The organism is Synechococcus sp. A15-127 (assembly GCF_014280215.1).
GTDB lineage: Bacteria > Cyanobacteriota > Cyanobacteriia > PCC-6307 > Cyanobiaceae > Parasynechococcus.
The window spans coordinates 468,369-483,640 of the sequence record NZ_CP047948.1 but is presented as its reverse complement, the minus strand read 5'-3'; the positions used below and the strand labels follow the sequence as shown (position 1 = coordinate 483,640).

The window sequence follows — 15,272 nt, the reverse complement described above, 5'->3', positions numbered from 1 at the left end:
CGGTGATCAGAACAGGCCGAGTGTCAGAGATTTGTCGATCGGCATCGCTGCTCCGATACCCAGATAGATGGTGGCGACGGTTCCGAACAGGAACACCGTCATGGCCACGGGACGGCGGAAGGGGTTCTGGAACTTGTTGAAGCTCTCGATGAAGGGAATGAGCATCAGTCCCAGGGGAACCAGGGTCTGCAGAGCGATGCCCAGAAGCTTGTTGGGAACAACGCGCAGGATCTGGAACACCGGATACAGGTACCACTCGGGAAGAATTTCAAGAGGGGTGGCGAAGGGGTCGGCCTTGTCTCCGAGCATGGCCGGATCAAGAACAGCGAGCCCAACAACGCAGGCGATGGTTCCGAGGATGACGACCGGGAAGATGTAGAGGAGGTCGTTTGGCCAGGCTGGCTCTCCGTAGTAGTTGTGCCCCATGCCTTTGGCGAGCTTGGCCCGCATCTTGGGATCAGAGAGATCAGGCTTCTTGAGGATGTGCATCAGAAACTCCGGGTGATGGTTGAAGAGTAGAGAAATCGATCACAACGGACCAGAAATGCCCTGCTTCCGGATCATCAGGAAGTGCATGAGCATGAAGACAGCCAGCAACCACGGCATCACAAAGGTGTGAAGGCTGTAGAAGCGCGTGAGGGTGGACTGGCCGACGCTTTCACCGCCCCGGAGAAGTTCCACCATGAAGTCGCCGACCACAGGAATGGCAGCGGGAACACCGGAAACGATCTTCACGGCCCAGTATCCAACCTGATCCCAGGGGAGGGAGTAACCGGTAACGCCGAATGAAACGGTGATCACGGCCATGGTCACACCAGTGACCCAGGTGAGCTCACGGGGACGCTTGAAGCCTCCGGTCAGATAGACCCGGAAAACGTGGAGGATCAGCATCAGCACCATCATGGATGCACTCCAGCGATGCACTGAGCGGATCAGCCAGCCGAAGCTGACATCCGTCATCAGGTACTGAACCGAGGTGTAGGCCTCAGCCACGGTCGGCTTGTAATAGAAGGTCATCGCGAAGCCGGTCGCGAACTGGATCAGGAAGCAGACCAGGGTGATGCCACCCAGGCAATAGAAAATATTGACGTGCGGCGGCACGTACTTGGAACTGATGTCGTCGGCAATGTCCTGAATTTCAAGACGTTCCTGGAACCAGTCGTAAACCGGTGATGAGTTCGCCATGCACAAGCGGGCTCGAGTTGCGAAAGTCTACTGAGCACGCTTCAGCCACGGCGCCGGAGGGACCGCTATGTATCCGACTGTTAACGGAAACTCAGAACGGCTGCGGCGCAGAGCGTCTGCCTGCCTACGCAGCCTGATCGCGCTGCTGATGTGCTGCGGACTGGTCCTGCAGCCCTTGGGATCTGCCCAGGCCCTCAGCGATGCCCAACAGCTGGTGGTGGAGAGCTGGAGGCTTGTGAATCAGGGCTATCTCAGCCCTGAGCGACTGGATGAGATCCGCTGGAGACGCCAGCGCCAGAAAGCCCTGGAGCGTTCGATCAGCAGCAGCGAGGACGCCTATCAGGCGATCGAGGCGATGCTCGCGCCCCTCGAGGATCCCTTCACACGGCTGTTACGCCCGGATGATTACGCCGCTCTGAAGGACAGCACGACTGGAAATCTCAGTGGTGTGGGGCTCCAGCTCGGCCCGGGATCAGACAGTTCCAGAGTTGTGGTGATCTCAGCGCTCGACGGCTCCCCTGCCGCGGACGCCGGTGTGAACAGCGGTGCCGAAATTCTCTCGGTGAACGGTGTGGCGGTGGCTGATCTCGGACTGGAAGGAACGGCCAACGCTCTGCGCGGCGACGTGGGGACCACGGTTCTGCTGATGCTGTCGGATGGGGTGGATGGGGAACATGAGCTTTCGCTGGAGCGACGCAGCGTTGACCTGCGTCCGGTGCGCACCCGGCGGCTCCGCAGCGATTCCCACACCTACGGCTACCTGCGCATCACCCAATTCACCGAAAGCGTGCCCGAGCAGGTCGGTCAGGCCTTGGCTGAATTGCAGGACAAAAACATCGAAGGGCTGGTGCTGGACCTCCGCAACAATTCAGGCGGTCTGGTGAGTTCCGGCCTCGCTGTGGCGGATGACTTCCTGGCGGGCGGAACCATCGTGGAGACCCGCAACAGGGAGGGCATCAATGACTCGATTCAGGCGGGATTCGACAGCCTCTATGACGGTCCGATGCTCACCCTGGTCAATGGAGGGACAGCGAGCGCGAGCGAGATCTTGGCGGGAGCACTGCAGGACAACGGGCGTTCGACGCTGCTGGGCGGCCGAACCTTCGGCAAGGGCCTGATCCAGACCCTGACCAACCTCAGTGACGGCAGTGGGCTGGCGGTCACCGTGGCCGGTTACGTGACCCCGGACGGACGGGACATCCAGGGCACAGGCATCGAACCTGAGCGGGTGCTGGATGGACCCGAACCGCTGAATCCAGGAGGGGATGGTGATCGCTGGCTGAACGAGGCCCAACAGTCTCTGGAGGCTCTGCTTGAAAGAACGGCGGACGTCCCCGCGGGATGAAGCAGCGCACTTATCACGACCCCCTGCACCGGGGCATCCGACTCGACGGGGATGTCCCGGCGGAAGCGATGGTGATGACCCTGGTTGACACCCCACCTTTTCAGCGATTGCGCCGGGTACGTCAGCTGGGGCCAGCCTTCCTCACGTTTCACGGCGCGGAATCCAGCCGCTTCACCCATTCCATCGGGGTGTTTCATCTGGCCAGGCGCGCCTTCACCCAACTGCTGAACCAGAACGCAGAGCTGGAGGGTGATCGAGGGCTGCTGTACGCCGCAGCACTTCTGCACGACATCGGCCATGGCCCCCTTAGCCACACCGGTGAAGAGATGTTCGGACTGCATCATGAGGACTGGTCAGCCCGGATCATTGAGGAGGACCCGGTGATCCGCGGCTGCCTCGAAGACCATGCCCCCGGAACGGCGGCAGCCGTCGCTGCCCTGCTTGCCAAGGGAGTGGCGGAACGTCTCGTGATCAAGAGACTGGTCAGCAGTCAGCTGGACTGTGACCGGCTGGACTATCTGCTGCGGGACAGCTACAGCACCGGAACGCGTTACGGACAGCTGGATCTCGATCGCATCCTGGCGGCCCTGATCCTCGCTCCGGACGGCGACCTGGCCCTGCATCCGAAGGGCCTCATGGCAGTGGAGCACTACCTGGTGGTGCGCAATCTGATGTACCGGAGCGTTTACAACCATCGCCTGAATGTGGTGTGCAACTGGCTGCTGGAGAGGCTGGTGCGCACCGCCAGGCAGCTGGGGCCCGATCAGGTCTGGGCCGATGCCGTCATGGCCCGATGGCTCTGGGAGCCCGACGGCCTCGACCTTCCCTGTTTTCTTGCCAACGACGACGTCCGCACCGGATATCACCTGCAGAGATGGCAGCAGGAGGGACCGGACTCCCTGGCTGAACTCTGCAGCCGTTTTCTGGATCGACGCCTGCTCAAGGCCATGGCGGTGGAACACATCGGAAGCGAGGACCAGTTGAAAGCCTTGGCGATCGCCGGACGTCTGGCGGAATCCATCGGCCTGGATCCGGCCTCCTGCTGTGGGCTTCGTCACCAGCAGATCCGTGGATATCACCCCTACAGAGGCGGGCTGCGGCTCTGGAATGGACGCCGTCTTCAGGCTCTCGAGCAAGCATCCGCACTGGTGGCCAGTCTGTCGACACCTGCTGAAACGTCCTGGTTGATCCATCCGCGGGAGATTCAGGAGGATCTGCAGGCCGCTCTGGATGGGGAGGGGTTCTGAAGCCGAACCTTCGACCTGTCGCCTGTCTCCCGTTGAATGGGGCACACCAGGCTCCCGGCGTCGATGACCATGCTGCAGCTGCCGGACCGACACCATCAGCACTGGCGGGATGCTCTGGAGGACCGACTGCAGGACGCCTCGCCAGGGCCGATTGATCTTGACTGCGGGGATTGGCTACTGACCTGCAGCGATCTTCAGCAGCTGAGTGGCATCGCTGCTGCCCGCGGCTACACCCTCCGGACCCTGCTCGGACAATGTCCGGAGACCATCGTCAGCGCTTCGGCCCTCGGTCTCGATGCACGGCTGCAGCCGCACCTCGTGGAAGACGACGCGACAGCTGATCCATCTCCATCGACAGGGGAAGGGCTGCTGTTCCATCACGGCACCCTTCGATCCGGCGACCATCTCCAGAGCGACAGGGATGTTCTGCTTTACGGAGATGTGAATCCTGGTGCACGGATCAGTGCTGCTGGACACGTCCTTGTGTGGGGACGTCTGCGCGGAATCGCCCATGCCGGACGAGATGGCGATCCTTCAGCGCGGATCATCGCCCTGCAACTGAGGCCACTTCAGCTGCGCATCGGAGACGTGGTGGCACGTGGACCGGAGGATCTGCCGCAGGAGGGTCTGGTGGAGCAGGCCCGCCTGGAGGACGGTGAGATCGTGATCGAGGCGGCACCCGCTCAGACGCTCCCTCGCCGCTGATCAATTGGGTTGCCAGTGCAAACACTCTGTTTATCCTGGCGAGACCCAAGCGAATCCCTGGTGTCGACGACACGAACGATCCTGATCTGCTCGGGCAAGGGCGGCGTCGGCAAGACGACGACAACGGCGAATCTCGGAATCGCCCTCGCACGCCAGGGTGTCCGCACGGTCGTTCTGGATGCCGACTTCGGCCTGCGGAATCTCGACCTGCTCCTCGGCCTTGAAAACCGCATCGTCTACACAGCTCAGGAGGTTCTGGCCGAGTCCTGCCGGTTGGAACAGGCGCTGGTCAAACACAAACAGGAACCCAATCTGGCGCTGCTTCCGGCCGGTAATCCACGGATGCTGGAGTGGCTGACACCCAAGGACATGCGAGCCATCACGGCACTGCTTGAGCCCTCCTTCGACTACATCCTCATCGATTGCCCGGCAGGAATCGAGGATGGTTTCAAGAACGCCTCGGCCGCAGCACGGGAAGCCGTGGTGGTCACCACACCCGAGGTCGCTGCCGTCCGTGATGCGGATCGGGTGATCGGCCTGCTCAACAGTCAGGGAGTCACTCCGATTCAGCTTGTCCTGAACCGCGTCCGTCCGAAGATGATGTCGAACCAGGAGATGCTCTCCGCCGACGATGTCACCGACATCCTGGCTCTGCCGCTCCTCGGACTGGTGTTCGAAGACGAACAGGTGATCGTCAGCACGAACCGTGGAGAACCGCTGACCTTGACTGGAAGCAATTCCCCTGCAGCGAAGGCCTTCAAGAACATCGCCCGCCGCCTTCAGGGAGAAGACGTTCCTCTCATGGATCCCTCCGAAGCCCGTTCAGGGTTGCGCGCCAAGATGCGCCAGCTGATGCAGACCAGGATCTTCTGAACCGATGACGCTCAAAGATCTGATCGACAAATTGCTCCGCCGTCAGCCCGCCAGCGCCGAATCCGCACGGCAGCGACTGCAGCTCGTGCTGGCCCACGACCGGAGCGACCTCAATCCCGAGCTGCTGGAGCAGATGCGTCGGGAGATTCTCGAGGTCGTGGCCCGTTACGTGGAAATCGACGTCGAGGAGGGAGACGTGAGTCTGGAGACCGAGGATCGCGTCACGGCGCTGGTGGCCAATCTGCCGATCCGACGGTCCCTGAAGTGAGAGGCGCGGGGAACACTTCTCCCCAGAGTCCTCCCGTACTTGAGATCTCTCAACCACCTCACCCCCAGTGAGCAGCGCGTGACTGCTCTGCTCACAGAGGGCCTCAGCAACCGCGCCATCGCGGACAGACTGGTGCTGAGCCACCGCACGGTGGAATGTCACATCAGCCGAGCACTCGCGAAGACAGGATGTCGCAACAGGCTGGAGCTGGCGCTCTGGATGATTACCATGCATGGGATGCCGGCTTAGCTCAGTGGTAGAGCAGCGCTTTTGTAAAGCGAAGGCCGTCGGTTCAAATCCGTCAGCCGGCTTTCGGATTTAGCGCTCAGACCCGCCAGCGGGTTGCGAGGCGAAAATCCAGATCAACGTCAGAAGGGCCATCCAGCCCAGTCCTCGCACTTCGAGCAGAGCGGTGGCGACCTTCTCCAATGGCTCAAAAAGCCAGTGGAACAGGCTCATGAACAACAGGCAGAGGCCGATCAGGGCAATCATCGGTCTTGACAACCTGTGGGCATCACAGCGCCCCTGCGCAGGAGGCGCCAGCGGCCTGGACCATCCCAGGCCAGCACGGTGCTCGCCTGGCCTGACAAACGAGGCCATGGCTGAGGCCCCAGCTGCGGGAGATCCGGAAAAACGACCGCAGCCTCGGCCGCTGATGCGCAGGAGGGCTCACCTGAACGGTTGGCGCTGGTGGTTGCGAGCGGACCGCTCCGGCTCAGCAGCGAACGCGTCAGGGACGAGTTCGGCACCCGCAGTCCGAGGCTGCCTCCTCCTGGATTGAGCCATCCCACCACGGGGTCTGTGGAGGGCAGAACAAGGGTGATTGCACCCGGCCAGTGATCCAGGGCCATCGTCATGGCCTCGTCCCTGCAGGATTCGTCGCAGAGACTGATCAGCTCGTCAGCGGAGGATCCCATCAGGATCAGCGGCTTGTCGGCGGGGCGCCGCTTGATCGACCAGAGACGATCAGCGCACTCAGGTTGGATGGCAAGGCCAGGGAGCGTGTCGGTCGGGATCACGGCGGCTGAGCCTGCCAACAGCCGTCGAGCCAGTTCCGGAGCCTCGAGGATGTCGATGAGGGAAGAGCTCACAACGGCCTTCGCCCCATCGCGAAGCGCATCACACCCTGCAGATCGGGGGCTGCGTCCACATCGCTCAGACCGACTCTCTGCATCAGTGCCACCACGGCATCGCTCTGATCGTGGTGATGTTCGATCAGAAGCCATCCCCCCGGCGACAGAGCCCTGGGGGCATCCTTCACAACGGCACGGACGCTGTCGAGTCCATCGGCGCCGCCACTGAGGGCGAGATGGGGTTCATGGTCCCGCACGACCGGCTCGAGACCATGGATCAGGTTCGACGGGATGTAGGGCGGATTGCTGAGCACGAGATCGAACGCACCCCACCAGGGCCTGAGCGGCTCCCACCAGCTGCCGCAGTGGAGCGTCCAGCAAGCGCAGGCGCCATGCGTTCTGAGATTCCGCTCCGCCAGAAGCAGGGCGTCAGGACTGATCTCCACCGCATGCACCGGAACGTCGGGCCAGCTGCGCCCGAGGCCGACGGCGATGGCGCCTGACCCTGTGCCGAGATCGGCCAGCCGCCGAGGAGCACCAGACAGCGGCCTTGACATCGCCAGCTCCAGCAGCAGCTCGGTTTCCTGGCGCGGAATCAGAGCGGCCTCCGAGACCTCAAGGACCACATCACGCCAGGGGCAGAGGCCCACCAGATGCTGCAGGGGCACCTGATGCTGCAGGTGACGCAACCAGTGATCTTCAAGGATCTCGAGCGGACTCTGGAGGATCACGGTGCGGTCAGCATCGACCATCAACAGCTGCAGATCGCGCCAGGACAGGCCGCCGCCGAGGTCCAGAAGCCAGTCGAGGTCAACACCGCGACCACCGCGCTGCAGCTGTGCCCGTCTCCAGGCCATCAGCTCCGCGCCAGGGATGCTCCGGGGATCCGTCAACGTCGGCAGGGACGCCAGAGATAACCAGACTCACACACGACCCTGCCAAGCCGCTCCATCTCAAGAAGCCGGCGAGCCAGGGCGGCAGGAGATTGCCTCAGACGGCTCGACAGATCCTCCAGGGAGGCACCGGAGGCCATGGCCTGCATCAGTTCGATCTGCTCCGCCCTCTCCGGGTTCAGCTGGGATGGAAGCGGCTCAGGCTCATGCCGTAGCAAAGGCCCTGGCCCGAGATGCCTGACGAGGGCTTCGGCCGAGAGCAGCGGTGCCGCCTGGTTCTGCAGCAGAGCGTTGCTTCCCCTGGCCGACCAGCGCAGGGCATCCCCTGGCACCACCCAAACCGGGCAGGAGCGCTGTTCAGCCTGCCGAGCAGAGATCAGCGCACCGCTGCGCTCTGGGCACTCCACCACCACCAGCGCCGAGGCCAGGGCCACGATCAGACGATTTCGATGGGCGAAGTGACCCCGCTGGACCGGCTCCCCGAAGACGCGTTCCGAGATCAGCAGCCCCTGCTCCGCCACAGCCTTCTGCAGAGCATCGTGATGACGGGGATACACGCGATCGAGACCGGTCCCGAGCACGGCCACAGGAGCTCCATCCGCCTGAAGGCAGCCCCCATGCACTGCGGCATCAATGCCTTCGGCAAGGCCGCTGATCACAGGCCAACCTGAGCGCGCCAGGGCATGGCCAAGGTCCTCCGCCATCCGGATGCCATGCGGAGATGCCGACCGCGTGCCAACCACCGCAACCGCTTGACCCGACGTCAGGCACTCCAGGAGGTCCAGCCGTCCGCGTCGGAACAGCAGCTTCGGCGGCTGAGCCATCCGATCGAGCCGCATGGGCCAGGCGTCATCGCAGGGCAGCAGCACCTCGCGGGGAACCGTGAGATCCGGGTGCCTTCCAAGGTGGCTGCGATAACGCTCAACCGCCTGCAACACCGGTCGAGGCCAGGGGAGAGCTTCGGCCAGACGCGGCTCAGGCCAGCTCCAGAGAGCCTCAGGTCCGATGCCATGGTCCCTGGCGACAGCTCGCAGATGGGACAAACGCACCGCTCCGACACCAGGACACTGACTCCAGACCCACCACCAACCGCGCATCCCGCCAACCAGTACACCTGTACCAGATTAGACCGGTGGCTCCTCGTGGCCTCCTCCCAGCAGGCGGTCGATCACCGCCTGCACCTCCAGCGGCACCCGCCTGAGCACCACTCCACCCTCTTCACTGCGCCGCAGCATCACCAGCTCCACGACCGCCTCCGCCATCACCGTCTCACCGAGCAGGAAGCGGGTGGTCCAGGGCCAGCGCACACCACGCCTCGCCTCGCAGCGACTCTCGAGGACGACCGCATCCCCGTGCCTCAGCGCCTGGCGGTAGTCGATCCGCAACGACACAACCGGCATCTCAATGCCCTCATCTGACATGACGGCATAGGAGAGGCCCGCTGCGCAAAGGGCCTCCACCCTGGCTTCCTCAAGCCAGGCCACGTAAGCGCCGTGCCACATCACGCCGGCATGGTCGGTGTGCTGTGGAAGCACCCGCTTGCGCAGACGCCAGGGGCGCGTCGTAACGCTCTGCCTCTGCTGACGACTCATCCTGTTTCCCGCCCCATAGGCTTTCGAGACAGGCTGCCTCACCTACGTGTTTAGGAATCTGCTGATCGCCGACTCAGGGAAGGGTCATGTCGAAGAAATGGTCCGCATGCTGCAGGACGTCCCGAGCCTGAAAAGGGCCCGGGCCACCTTGCTCCATGTGGTTCCGGAGCAAAGCAAAGCGAAAGCGGAAGACCACCGCGCCGAGGCAGAGAGCCTCCTGGGTAAGGCCACCGAGCGGATGGGTCTCCAGGCCGACAGCGTGAAGATCCTGGTCCGCGACGGGGACACCAAACAGGTTGTGCTCAAGGTTGCCGAGGAGATCGACAGCGACCTGATCGTGATGGGATCCCGGGGGCTCGGACGCCTTCAGTCGATCCTCGCGAACAGCACGAGTCAGTACGTGTTCCAACTCTCGACCCGTCCGATGCTGCTCGTGCGCGATGACCTCTACGTCCGCCATGTCAACCGAGTGATGGTGACGATCGATGGAACCGGCGTGGGGGACGACGCCCTGCGCACCGCCTGCGAGCTGATCAGCGAGATCCCCGGAGGAACGCTGACGGGTGTTCATGTGGTCCGTCAGGAATCGACCCCGACCCGCGGAGGACGCACCCGCGCCGATGAGATTCTCGACGCTGCGGTTCAACGCGCCCGCGGTTTCGGAGTGGAGCTGCGCCCGATGACCAGTTTCGGCAAGGACATCGGCCGGGCTGTCTGCGCCGCGGCCGGTGAAGCCAATGCTGACCTCGTGGTGATCGCCTCGCAGGACCGCCGCCCGCTCGTGGCACGGGGGCTGGTGGATCTCGACAAACTTCTCGGCGGTTCGGTCAGCGACTACATCCGGGTTCACGCTCCAGCGCCGGTGTTGCTGGTCCGGGAACCGGAGCGCTGATAACCCCTCAGCTCTCCTGACTGTTGGTCTGGATATACAGAATGATCAGGAAGATCGCCGGCACCAGGATGAACAGGAGGCTGGCGACAAATCCGAGATCGTTGGTTTCCATAGCCGCAGTTGGAATCCTGGCGAACGTATCACCGTCGAGCGGCCATGGACGCCACAGTCTCAGCCCTCTTCATCGGCGTTAGCAGGAGTCCCGTCCTCCGACTCCTCCAGCTCGGCTTCCGGTGGCACCGGCCACGCGGTGGGACCATCCGGCAACGGAGCCTGCCGGGCCGCCGCCAGACGGGCCTCCGCATCCGGCAGGCGGACCTGAGGACGGGTCAAGACCAGCAGGGAACGATCCACCAGGGCCTGACAGGCCAGGCGCCACTCCTGCGGGCGCCGACGCAGCTTGGCCTCCTCCACCGGGGTCCGCTCCGAGAGAGCCTCCACACCATCCTCGTCGACAACGGCGACGAAGCAGGTGATGCACTGACCGCAGCCGCCGCAGTTGCCGAGCTGACCCTTGAGCCCATAGAGCTCAACCCCTTCCCGCAGAGCGACGTCGCGGAGGTTCTCCTCCGGGAAGCACTCCACGTCGCGACCTTCTCGAACAAATCGGATCACCGGCATGGGAAGAGCGGGCAGAAGATGACCATCATGGGTTCGAGGGTTGCGTTTTGTGAACAACCTGCCTCGAACATTCATGTCACCGCTCGTTTCAGCTGGAGGGGGGGAAAACCGCCAGACGGAACGAAACCCTTACGATCGGCCGGAATAGCTGCTAACCGTGCAGCTCTGTCCCCCCCGAACCTGACCCATGGGATTGCCCTGGTATCGGGTGCACACCGTCGTCATCAATGACCCGGGCCGCCTTCTGGCAGTGCACCTCATGCATACAGCCCTTGTTGCCGGCTGGGCCGGCTCCATGGCTCTCTACGAGCTCGCCATCTTCGACCCGTCCGATCCGGTCCTGAACCCCATGTGGCGTCAGGGCATGTTCGTGATGCCCTTCATGTCCCGTCTCGGCGTCACAGGCAGCTGGGGTGGCTGGAGCATCACCGGAGAAACCGGCGTGGATCCAGGCTTCTGGAGCTTCGAGGGTGTGGCAGCAGCGCACATCATCTTCAGCGGACTGCTGATGCTCGCCGCCATCTGGCACTGGACGTTCTGGGATCTTGAGATCTGGCAGGACCCCCGGACCGGGGAACCGGCCCTGGATCTCCCCAAGATCTTCGGCATTCACCTGCTGTTGGCCGGTCTCGGCTGCTTCGGCTTCGGTGCTTTCCACCTGACCGGGGTCTTCGGTCCGGGAATGTGGGTAACCGATGCCTACTCGCTAACGGGTCACCTGGAACCAGTCCAACCGTCCTGGGGTCCGGAGGGCTTTAATCCGTTCAACCCTGGCGGCATCGTCGCTCACCACATCGCGGCCGGGATCGTCGGCATCATCGCCGGCATCTTCCACATCACCACCCGTCCACCCGAGCGTCTCTACAAAGCGCTGCGGATGGGCAACATCGAGACCGTTCTCGCCAGTGCGATCGCCGCAGTGTTCTTCGCCGCCTTCATCGTGGCGGGAACCATGTGGTACGGGTCAGCTGCGACCCCTGTTGAGCTGTTCGGACCCACCCGCTATCAGTGGGATCAGAGTTACTTCAAGACTGAAATCAACCGTCGCGTCCAGACCGCCATGGACGATGGTGCAACGCGTCAGGAGGCCTATGAGTCCATTCCTGAAAAACTGGCTTTCTACGACTACGTCGGCAACAGCCCTGCCAAAGGTGGTTTGTTCCGTGTCGGCCCCATGGTGAATGGCGATGGACTGGCCACTTCCTGGGTGGGTCACATCGTCTTTGCTGACAAAGAGGGGCGTGAACTCGAAGTTCGCCGCCTGCCCAACTTCTTCGAGAACTTCCCCGTTGTCCTGCAGGACGAGCAAGGGATCGTTCGTGCCGACATTCCTTACCGTCGGGCGGAAGCCAAATATTCCTTCGAGCAGCAGGGCGTCACGGCCCAGGTGTTCGGTGGAGCCCTCGATGGCCAGAAGTTCAGCGATCCCGCTGACGTGAAACGCCTAGCGCGCAAGGCTCAGCTGGGTGAAGGTTTCGATTTCGATCGCGACACCTACAACTCTGACGGCGTCTTCCGCAGCTCACCCCGCGGCTGGTTCACCTTCGGCCACGCCACCTTCGCGCTGCTCTTCTTCTTCGGCCACATCTGGCACGGAGCCCGGACCCTCTACAGAGACGTGTTCGCCGGGATCGATCCTGACCTTGGAGACCAGGTTGAATTCGGTCTGTTCGCCAAACTGGGCGACAAATCCACACGACGGCTGCCTGAAGGCTATGTGCCTCCAGCAGGCTCCCCTCTCAAATAATCGCCCTCTAAAGGAGTCCTCAGATGGAAAGCTTCGCTTACATCCTCATTCTCACGCTTGCGATTGCAACCCTGTTCTTCGCGATCGCCTTCCGCGATCCTCCAAAGATCGGCAAGTGAGTCCACCCCATGGGAACCCCGCTTCGGCGGGGTTTTTTTATGGCCGGACTCTGGGGCTGAGCGTCCCATTCCGATCTCGTCATCAGTCCGGGTATGGCGCAGTCTCACTCCAGCCCAAAGAGTCCGAAACATCCTTTGTTGAGACCTGTGTCCAGCACACCCTTCTCAAGCTTCGAATCACTGTCTACAGTTGGTGCACTTTGCTACCAGCTCCGACTTGCAGTGCCCCTCCTGCCAGAACACGGACAGCCGGGTGCTCGAGTCACGCGCGGCGGATGGCGGACGCAGTGTCAGACGGCGCCGCGAGTGCCTGAACTGCGAATTCCGCTTCACCACGTATGAGCGGGTAGAAACCGTGCCGATCTCGGTGATCAAGCGCAACGGAACCCGCGAGATCTTCAGCCGCGGGAAACTGCTGCATGGTCTCAACCGTGCCTGCGAGAAGACCGGTGTTGACGCATCACGGCTTGAATCCCTTGTAGAGGAACTCGAGCTGACACTCCAGCAGCGCAGTGGCCGAGAGGTGACCAGTGCGGAAATCGGAGAGATGGTGCTGGTTCAGCTCAAGGAGATGAGTGAAGTGGCCTACATCCGTTTTGCATCGGTGTACCGGCAGTTCCGCGGCATCGACGATTTCGTCTCCACCCTTGAAACCATGAACAGCGACAGCAAGGGACATCTCGCAGCTGTGAGCTGAGTTCACTGATCTGTAGAGTCCTTAATTCTCCACAGGTTGTCGGCGGGCAGCCCGTGTGAATCCTTCGCACTGCCCATCCGAGGTAGACCGCCACTGCTCAATGTCTGCGACTCCGATCGAAGAACAGGCCCAGAACATCGATGCGCCGCCCAGCGATGAAGACACCGGCGCGGTATCAGCCACGCTGGATGCAGCGGAAGCCGAATTCAGCGAAGAGGATCTGAGCATCCCTGAAGAGGTCCCGACCGCTGACGACCCCAGCAGCCGTGCCAGCAGCCGCAATCTGGATGATGCCGGATTCACCATCGATGAATTCGCTGCTCTTCTGAGCAAGTACGACTACAACTTCAAGCCTGGCGACATCGTCAACGGCACGGTCTTCGCCCTGGAATCGAAGGGCGCCATGATCGACATCGGCGCCAAGACGGCTGCCTTCATGCCTCTGCAGGAGGTGTCGATCAACCGGGTCGAGGGTCTCAGCGATGTGCTGCAGCCCGGTGAGATCAGAGAGTTCTTCATCATGAGCGAGGAGAACGAAGACGGTCAGCTGGCCCTCTCGATCCGCCGGATCGAATACCAGCGCGCCTGGGAGCGTGTGCGTCAGCTGCAGAAGGAAGACGCCACCATCTATTCCGAGGTGTTCGCCACCAACCGCGGTGGTGCCCTCGTTCGGGTGGAGGGGCTGAGAGGCTTCATCCCCGGATCCCATATCAGCACCCGTAAACCCAAAGAGGAGTTGGTCGCCGACTTCCTGCCCCTGAAGTTCCTAGAGGTGGACGAGGAGCGCAACCGTCTGGTGCTCAGCCATCGCCGCGCCCTGGTGGAGCGGAAGATGAATCGCCTGGAAGTGGGCGAAGTGGTGGTGGGTACCGTCCGCGGCATCAAGCCTTACGGCGCCTTCATCGACATCGGTGGTGTCAGCGGTCTGCTGCACATTTCCGAGATCAGCCACGAGCACATCGAGACCCCCCACTCGGTGCTGAACGTGAATGATCAGATGAAAGTGATGATCATCGATCTGGATGCCGAGCGCGGCCGGATTTCGTTGTCCACGAAGGCTCTCGAGCCCGAACCAGGCGACATGCTCACCGACCCCCAGAAGGTGTTCGACAAAGCCGAGGAAATGGCGGCCCGCTACAAGCAGATGCTGCTGGAACAGGCTGAGGAAGGAGACGATTCCCTGGGTGTGATGCTGGTCTGAAGCCGGAAACGATGCCGAGACTCCTGCTCAGGAACTCCTGCATCGGCACGATCGACGCGGTGCTGTTCGACAAGGACGGCACCCTGTCCCACAGCGAACCGCATCTGCTGTCGCTGGCCCAACAGCGCATCGACACCGCAGCAAGCCTCTGGTGCGAGCGCTCTTCGGAGCAGTCCCTGGAGGCGCAGCTGCGCGACGGCTTGCGCCATGCCTTCGGGATCATTCCAGAAGGCCTGCGTCCCGATGGAACCATCGCGGTGGCGGCCCGTCAGGACAATCTGGTCTCCGCCGCCACGGTCTTCTGTCTACTGGGCAGCAGCTGGCCGGACGCCCTGACTCTGGCCAAGGCCAGTTTTGATCAGGTGGACATGAACGATCAGGCGGCCAGCACAACGCAGACGCCATCACCGCTGCTTCCGGGTGCGGAAACCTTCCTCCATCAGCTGGAAGACCACGCAGTGCCAGCGGCGGTGATCAGCAATGACACCCGCCCAGGCATTGAGCAGTTCCTCGCCCATCACAAGCTGACCACGCTGTTCCAGCAGAACTGGAGCGCGGATGATTCCCCACGAAAACCCGACCCGGAGGCCGTCGCTCAGCTCTGCGCGCGCCTCCGGCTGGAACCGGCGAACTGTGCCTTGATCGGCGATGCGGAAACCGATCTGCAGATGGCCGTCGCCGCGGGCGTGGGAGTGGTTGTTGGCTATCGGGGCGGCTGGAGCAGCCACCCCCACCTGCCGTCGGCCCACCACGTGATGGACCACTGGCGTGAGCTGGCGCTGGAAGTCAACCCGTAAACTCCTGCATCACTTCC

The 15,272-nt window shown here is 62.6% G+C and carries 21 protein-coding genes and 1 tRNA gene; 13 read left to right on the top strand and 9 right to left on the bottom strand.

Going from position 1 to position 15,272, the window contains the following annotated elements; all coding sequences use genetic code 11:
• Positions 1-6 precede the first annotated feature (6 nt).
• Together petD and petB are read right to left on the bottom strand one after the other, a co-directional pair.
• Positions 7-489 carry a cytochrome b6-f complex subunit IV gene (gene petD, locus SynA15127_RS02600; protein WP_186484893.1) on the bottom strand — a complete coding sequence of 161 codons (483 nt, stop codon included), beginning with the start codon at positions 487-489 and terminating at the stop codon, positions 7-9.
• A 39-nt stretch (positions 490-528) separates the two neighbouring features.
• Entirely contained in the window at positions 529-1,185 is a 657-nt protein-coding gene (gene petB, locus SynA15127_RS02595; RefSeq protein WP_007100534.1) for a cytochrome b6, read from the bottom strand.
• A gap of 67 nt (positions 1,186-1,252) precedes the next feature.
• Between petB and ctpZ the strand changes: the two genes are divergently transcribed.
• The 7 genes from ctpZ to SynA15127_RS02560 all read left to right on the top strand — a co-directional run bounded on the left by ctpZ (position 1,253) and on the right by SynA15127_RS02560 (position 5,934).
• A complete protein-coding gene (gene ctpZ / locus SynA15127_RS02590) occupies positions 1,253-2,530 on the top strand; it encodes a carboxyl-terminal processing protease CtpZ (protein ID WP_186484892.1) in 1,278 nt (425 codons plus the stop codon).
• Positions 2,527-3,777, top strand: a complete 1,251-nt coding sequence (locus SynA15127_RS02585; RefSeq protein ID WP_186484891.1) for an HD domain-containing protein — start codon at positions 2,527-2,529, stop codon at positions 3,775-3,777. The genes ctpZ and SynA15127_RS02585 overlap by 4 nt, the downstream gene beginning before the upstream one ends.
• Before the next feature lie 63 nt (positions 3,778-3,840).
• Complete coding sequence (gene minC / locus SynA15127_RS02580) at positions 3,841-4,482, top strand: septum site-determining protein MinC (RefSeq protein WP_186484890.1); 642 nt, start codon at positions 3,841-3,843, stop codon at positions 4,480-4,482.
• A 60-nt stretch (positions 4,483-4,542) separates the two neighbouring features.
• Positions 4,543-5,355, top strand: coding sequence for a septum site-determining protein MinD (gene minD / locus SynA15127_RS02575; protein ID WP_043695145.1), 813 nt, complete (start codon positions 4,543-4,545; stop codon positions 5,353-5,355).
• 4 nt (positions 5,356-5,359) lie between these two features.
• Entirely contained in the window at positions 5,360-5,623 is a 264-nt protein-coding gene (minE, locus tag SynA15127_RS02570) for a cell division topological specificity factor MinE (protein WP_043695142.1), read from the top strand.
• 39 nt (positions 5,624-5,662) lie between these two features.
• Positions 5,663-5,872 (top strand): response regulator transcription factor, encoded by a 210-nt coding sequence (locus SynA15127_RS02565; protein ID WP_186484889.1) that lies wholly within the window; start codon positions 5,663-5,665, stop codon positions 5,870-5,872.
• Positions 5,863-5,934: transfer RNA gene (locus tag SynA15127_RS02560), tRNA-Thr, on the top strand. The genes SynA15127_RS02565 and SynA15127_RS02560 overlap by 10 nt, the downstream gene beginning before the upstream one ends.
• A gap of 7 nt (positions 5,935-5,941) precedes the next feature.
• Here the strand turns inward: SynA15127_RS02560 and SynA15127_RS02555 are convergent.
• From SynA15127_RS02555 to SynA15127_RS02535, 5 genes are read right to left on the bottom strand one after another with little or no spacing between them, the layout of a single operon-like run.
• The gene (locus SynA15127_RS02555) at positions 5,942-6,115 is read right to left on the bottom strand and encodes a hypothetical protein (RefSeq protein ID WP_186484888.1); all 174 of its coding nucleotides are present in this window, start codon (positions 6,113-6,115) and stop codon (positions 5,942-5,944) included.
• A complete protein-coding gene (locus tag SynA15127_RS02550) occupies positions 6,112-6,714 on the bottom strand; it encodes an L-threonylcarbamoyladenylate synthase (RefSeq protein WP_186484887.1) in 603 nt (200 codons plus the stop codon). The genes SynA15127_RS02555 and SynA15127_RS02550 overlap by 4 nt, the downstream gene beginning before the upstream one ends.
• Positions 6,711-7,589: a peptide chain release factor N(5)-glutamine methyltransferase gene (gene prmC, locus SynA15127_RS02545; RefSeq protein WP_255475548.1), complete on the bottom strand. Its 879-nt coding sequence runs from the start codon at positions 7,587-7,589 to the stop codon at positions 6,711-6,713. The genes SynA15127_RS02550 and prmC overlap by 4 nt, the downstream gene beginning before the upstream one ends.
• Complete coding sequence (gene dprA / locus SynA15127_RS02540; protein ID WP_186484886.1) at positions 7,586-8,686, bottom strand: DNA-processing protein DprA; 1,101 nt, start codon at positions 8,684-8,686, stop codon at positions 7,586-7,588. Before dprA ends, prmC begins: the two co-directional genes overlap by 4 nt.
• Before the next feature lie 27 nt (positions 8,687-8,713).
• Positions 8,714-9,181: an acyl-CoA thioesterase gene (locus SynA15127_RS02535; RefSeq protein ID WP_186484885.1), complete on the bottom strand. Its 468-nt coding sequence runs from the start codon at positions 9,179-9,181 to the stop codon at positions 8,714-8,716.
• Positions 9,182-9,227: 46 nt separating this feature from the next.
• Here SynA15127_RS02535 and SynA15127_RS02530 point away from each other — a divergent pair, with 46 nt between their 5' ends.
• Positions 9,228-10,073, top strand: coding sequence for a universal stress protein (locus tag SynA15127_RS02530; RefSeq protein WP_186484884.1), 846 nt, complete (start codon positions 9,228-9,230; stop codon positions 10,071-10,073).
• Positions 10,074-10,080: 7 nt separating this feature from the next.
• Here the strand turns inward: SynA15127_RS02530 and psbM are convergent, their stop codons facing one another.
• Together psbM and SynA15127_RS02520 are read right to left on the bottom strand one after the other, a co-directional pair.
• A complete protein-coding gene (psbM, locus tag SynA15127_RS02525; protein ID WP_186484883.1) occupies positions 10,081-10,185 on the bottom strand; it encodes a photosystem II reaction center protein PsbM in 105 nt (34 codons plus the stop codon).
• A 59-nt stretch (positions 10,186-10,244) separates the two neighbouring features.
• The gene (locus SynA15127_RS02520) at positions 10,245-10,694 is read right to left on the bottom strand and encodes a 2Fe-2S iron-sulfur cluster-binding protein (RefSeq protein ID WP_186484882.1); all 450 of its coding nucleotides are present in this window, start codon (positions 10,692-10,694) and stop codon (positions 10,245-10,247) included.
• 187 nt (positions 10,695-10,881) lie between these two features.
• Between SynA15127_RS02520 and psbB the strand changes: the two genes are divergently transcribed.
• The 5 genes from psbB to SynA15127_RS02495 all read left to right on the top strand — a co-directional run bounded on the left by psbB (position 10,882) and on the right by SynA15127_RS02495 (position 15,255).
• Entirely contained in the window at positions 10,882-12,441 is a 1,560-nt protein-coding gene (gene psbB / locus SynA15127_RS02515; RefSeq protein ID WP_186484881.1) for a photosystem II chlorophyll-binding protein CP47, read from the top strand.
• Positions 12,442-12,464: 23 nt separating this feature from the next.
• Complete coding sequence (locus tag SynA15127_RS02510) at positions 12,465-12,560, top strand: photosystem II reaction center protein T (RefSeq protein ID WP_006042122.1); 96 nt, start codon at positions 12,465-12,467, stop codon at positions 12,558-12,560.
• Between the two features lie 217 nt (positions 12,561-12,777).
• Positions 12,778-13,257, top strand: a complete 480-nt coding sequence (nrdR, locus tag SynA15127_RS02505; protein ID WP_186485538.1) for a transcriptional regulator NrdR — start codon at positions 12,778-12,780, stop codon at positions 13,255-13,257.
• 100 nt (positions 13,258-13,357) lie between these two features.
• Entirely contained in the window at positions 13,358-14,458 is a 1,101-nt protein-coding gene (locus tag SynA15127_RS02500; RefSeq protein ID WP_186484880.1) for a 30S ribosomal protein S1, read from the top strand.
• Between the two features lie 11 nt (positions 14,459-14,469).
• Positions 14,470-15,255: an HAD family hydrolase gene (locus tag SynA15127_RS02495; RefSeq protein WP_186484879.1), complete on the top strand. Its 786-nt coding sequence runs from the start codon at positions 14,470-14,472 to the stop codon at positions 15,253-15,255.
• Positions 15,256-15,272: the final 17 nt, after the last annotated feature.

What these genes read in the sequence shown, in the direction of transcription:
- petD (WP_186484893.1), bottom strand. Translation starts at nt 489, where the DNA reads ATGCACATCCTCAAGAAGCCTGATCTCTCTGATCCCAAGATGCGGGCC.
- petB (WP_007100534.1), bottom strand. Translation starts at nt 1,185, where the DNA reads ATGGCGAACTCATCACCGGTTTACGACTGGTTCCAGGAACGTCTTGAA.
- ctpZ (WP_186484892.1), top strand. Translation starts at nt 1,253, where the DNA reads ATGTATCCGACTGTTAACGGAAACTCAGAACGGCTGCGGCGCAGAGCG.
- SynA15127_RS02585 (WP_186484891.1), top strand. Translation starts at nt 2,527, where the DNA reads ATGAAGCAGCGCACTTATCACGACCCCCTGCACCGGGGCATCCGACTC.
- minC (WP_186484890.1), top strand. Translation starts at nt 3,841, where the DNA reads ATGACCATGCTGCAGCTGCCGGACCGACACCATCAGCACTGGCGGGAT.
- minE (WP_043695142.1), top strand. Translation starts at nt 5,360, where the DNA reads ATGACGCTCAAAGATCTGATCGACAAATTGCTCCGCCGTCAGCCCGCC.
- SynA15127_RS02555 (WP_186484888.1), bottom strand. Translation starts at nt 6,115, where the DNA reads ATGATTGCCCTGATCGGCCTCTGCCTGTTGTTCATGAGCCTGTTCCAC.
- dprA (WP_186484886.1), bottom strand. Translation starts at nt 8,686, where the DNA reads ATGCGCGGTTGGTGGTGGGTCTGGAGTCAGTGTCCTGGTGTCGGAGCG.
- SynA15127_RS02535 (WP_186484885.1), bottom strand. Translation starts at nt 9,181, where the DNA reads ATGAGTCGTCAGCAGAGGCAGAGCGTTACGACGCGCCCCTGGCGTCTG.
- psbM (WP_186484883.1), bottom strand. Translation starts at nt 10,185, where the DNA reads ATGGAAACCAACGATCTCGGATTTGTCGCCAGCCTCCTGTTCATCCTG.
- SynA15127_RS02520 (WP_186484882.1), bottom strand. Translation starts at nt 10,694, where the DNA reads ATGCCGGTGATCCGATTTGTTCGAGAAGGTCGCGACGTGGAGTGCTTC.
- psbB (WP_186484881.1), top strand. Translation starts at nt 10,882, where the DNA reads ATGGGATTGCCCTGGTATCGGGTGCACACCGTCGTCATCAATGACCCG.
- SynA15127_RS02510 (WP_006042122.1), top strand. Translation starts at nt 12,465, where the DNA reads ATGGAAAGCTTCGCTTACATCCTCATTCTCACGCTTGCGATTGCAACC.
- SynA15127_RS02500 (WP_186484880.1), top strand. Translation starts at nt 13,358, where the DNA reads ATGTCTGCGACTCCGATCGAAGAACAGGCCCAGAACATCGATGCGCCG.
- SynA15127_RS02495 (WP_186484879.1), top strand. Translation starts at nt 14,470, where the DNA reads ATGCCGAGACTCCTGCTCAGGAACTCCTGCATCGGCACGATCGACGCG.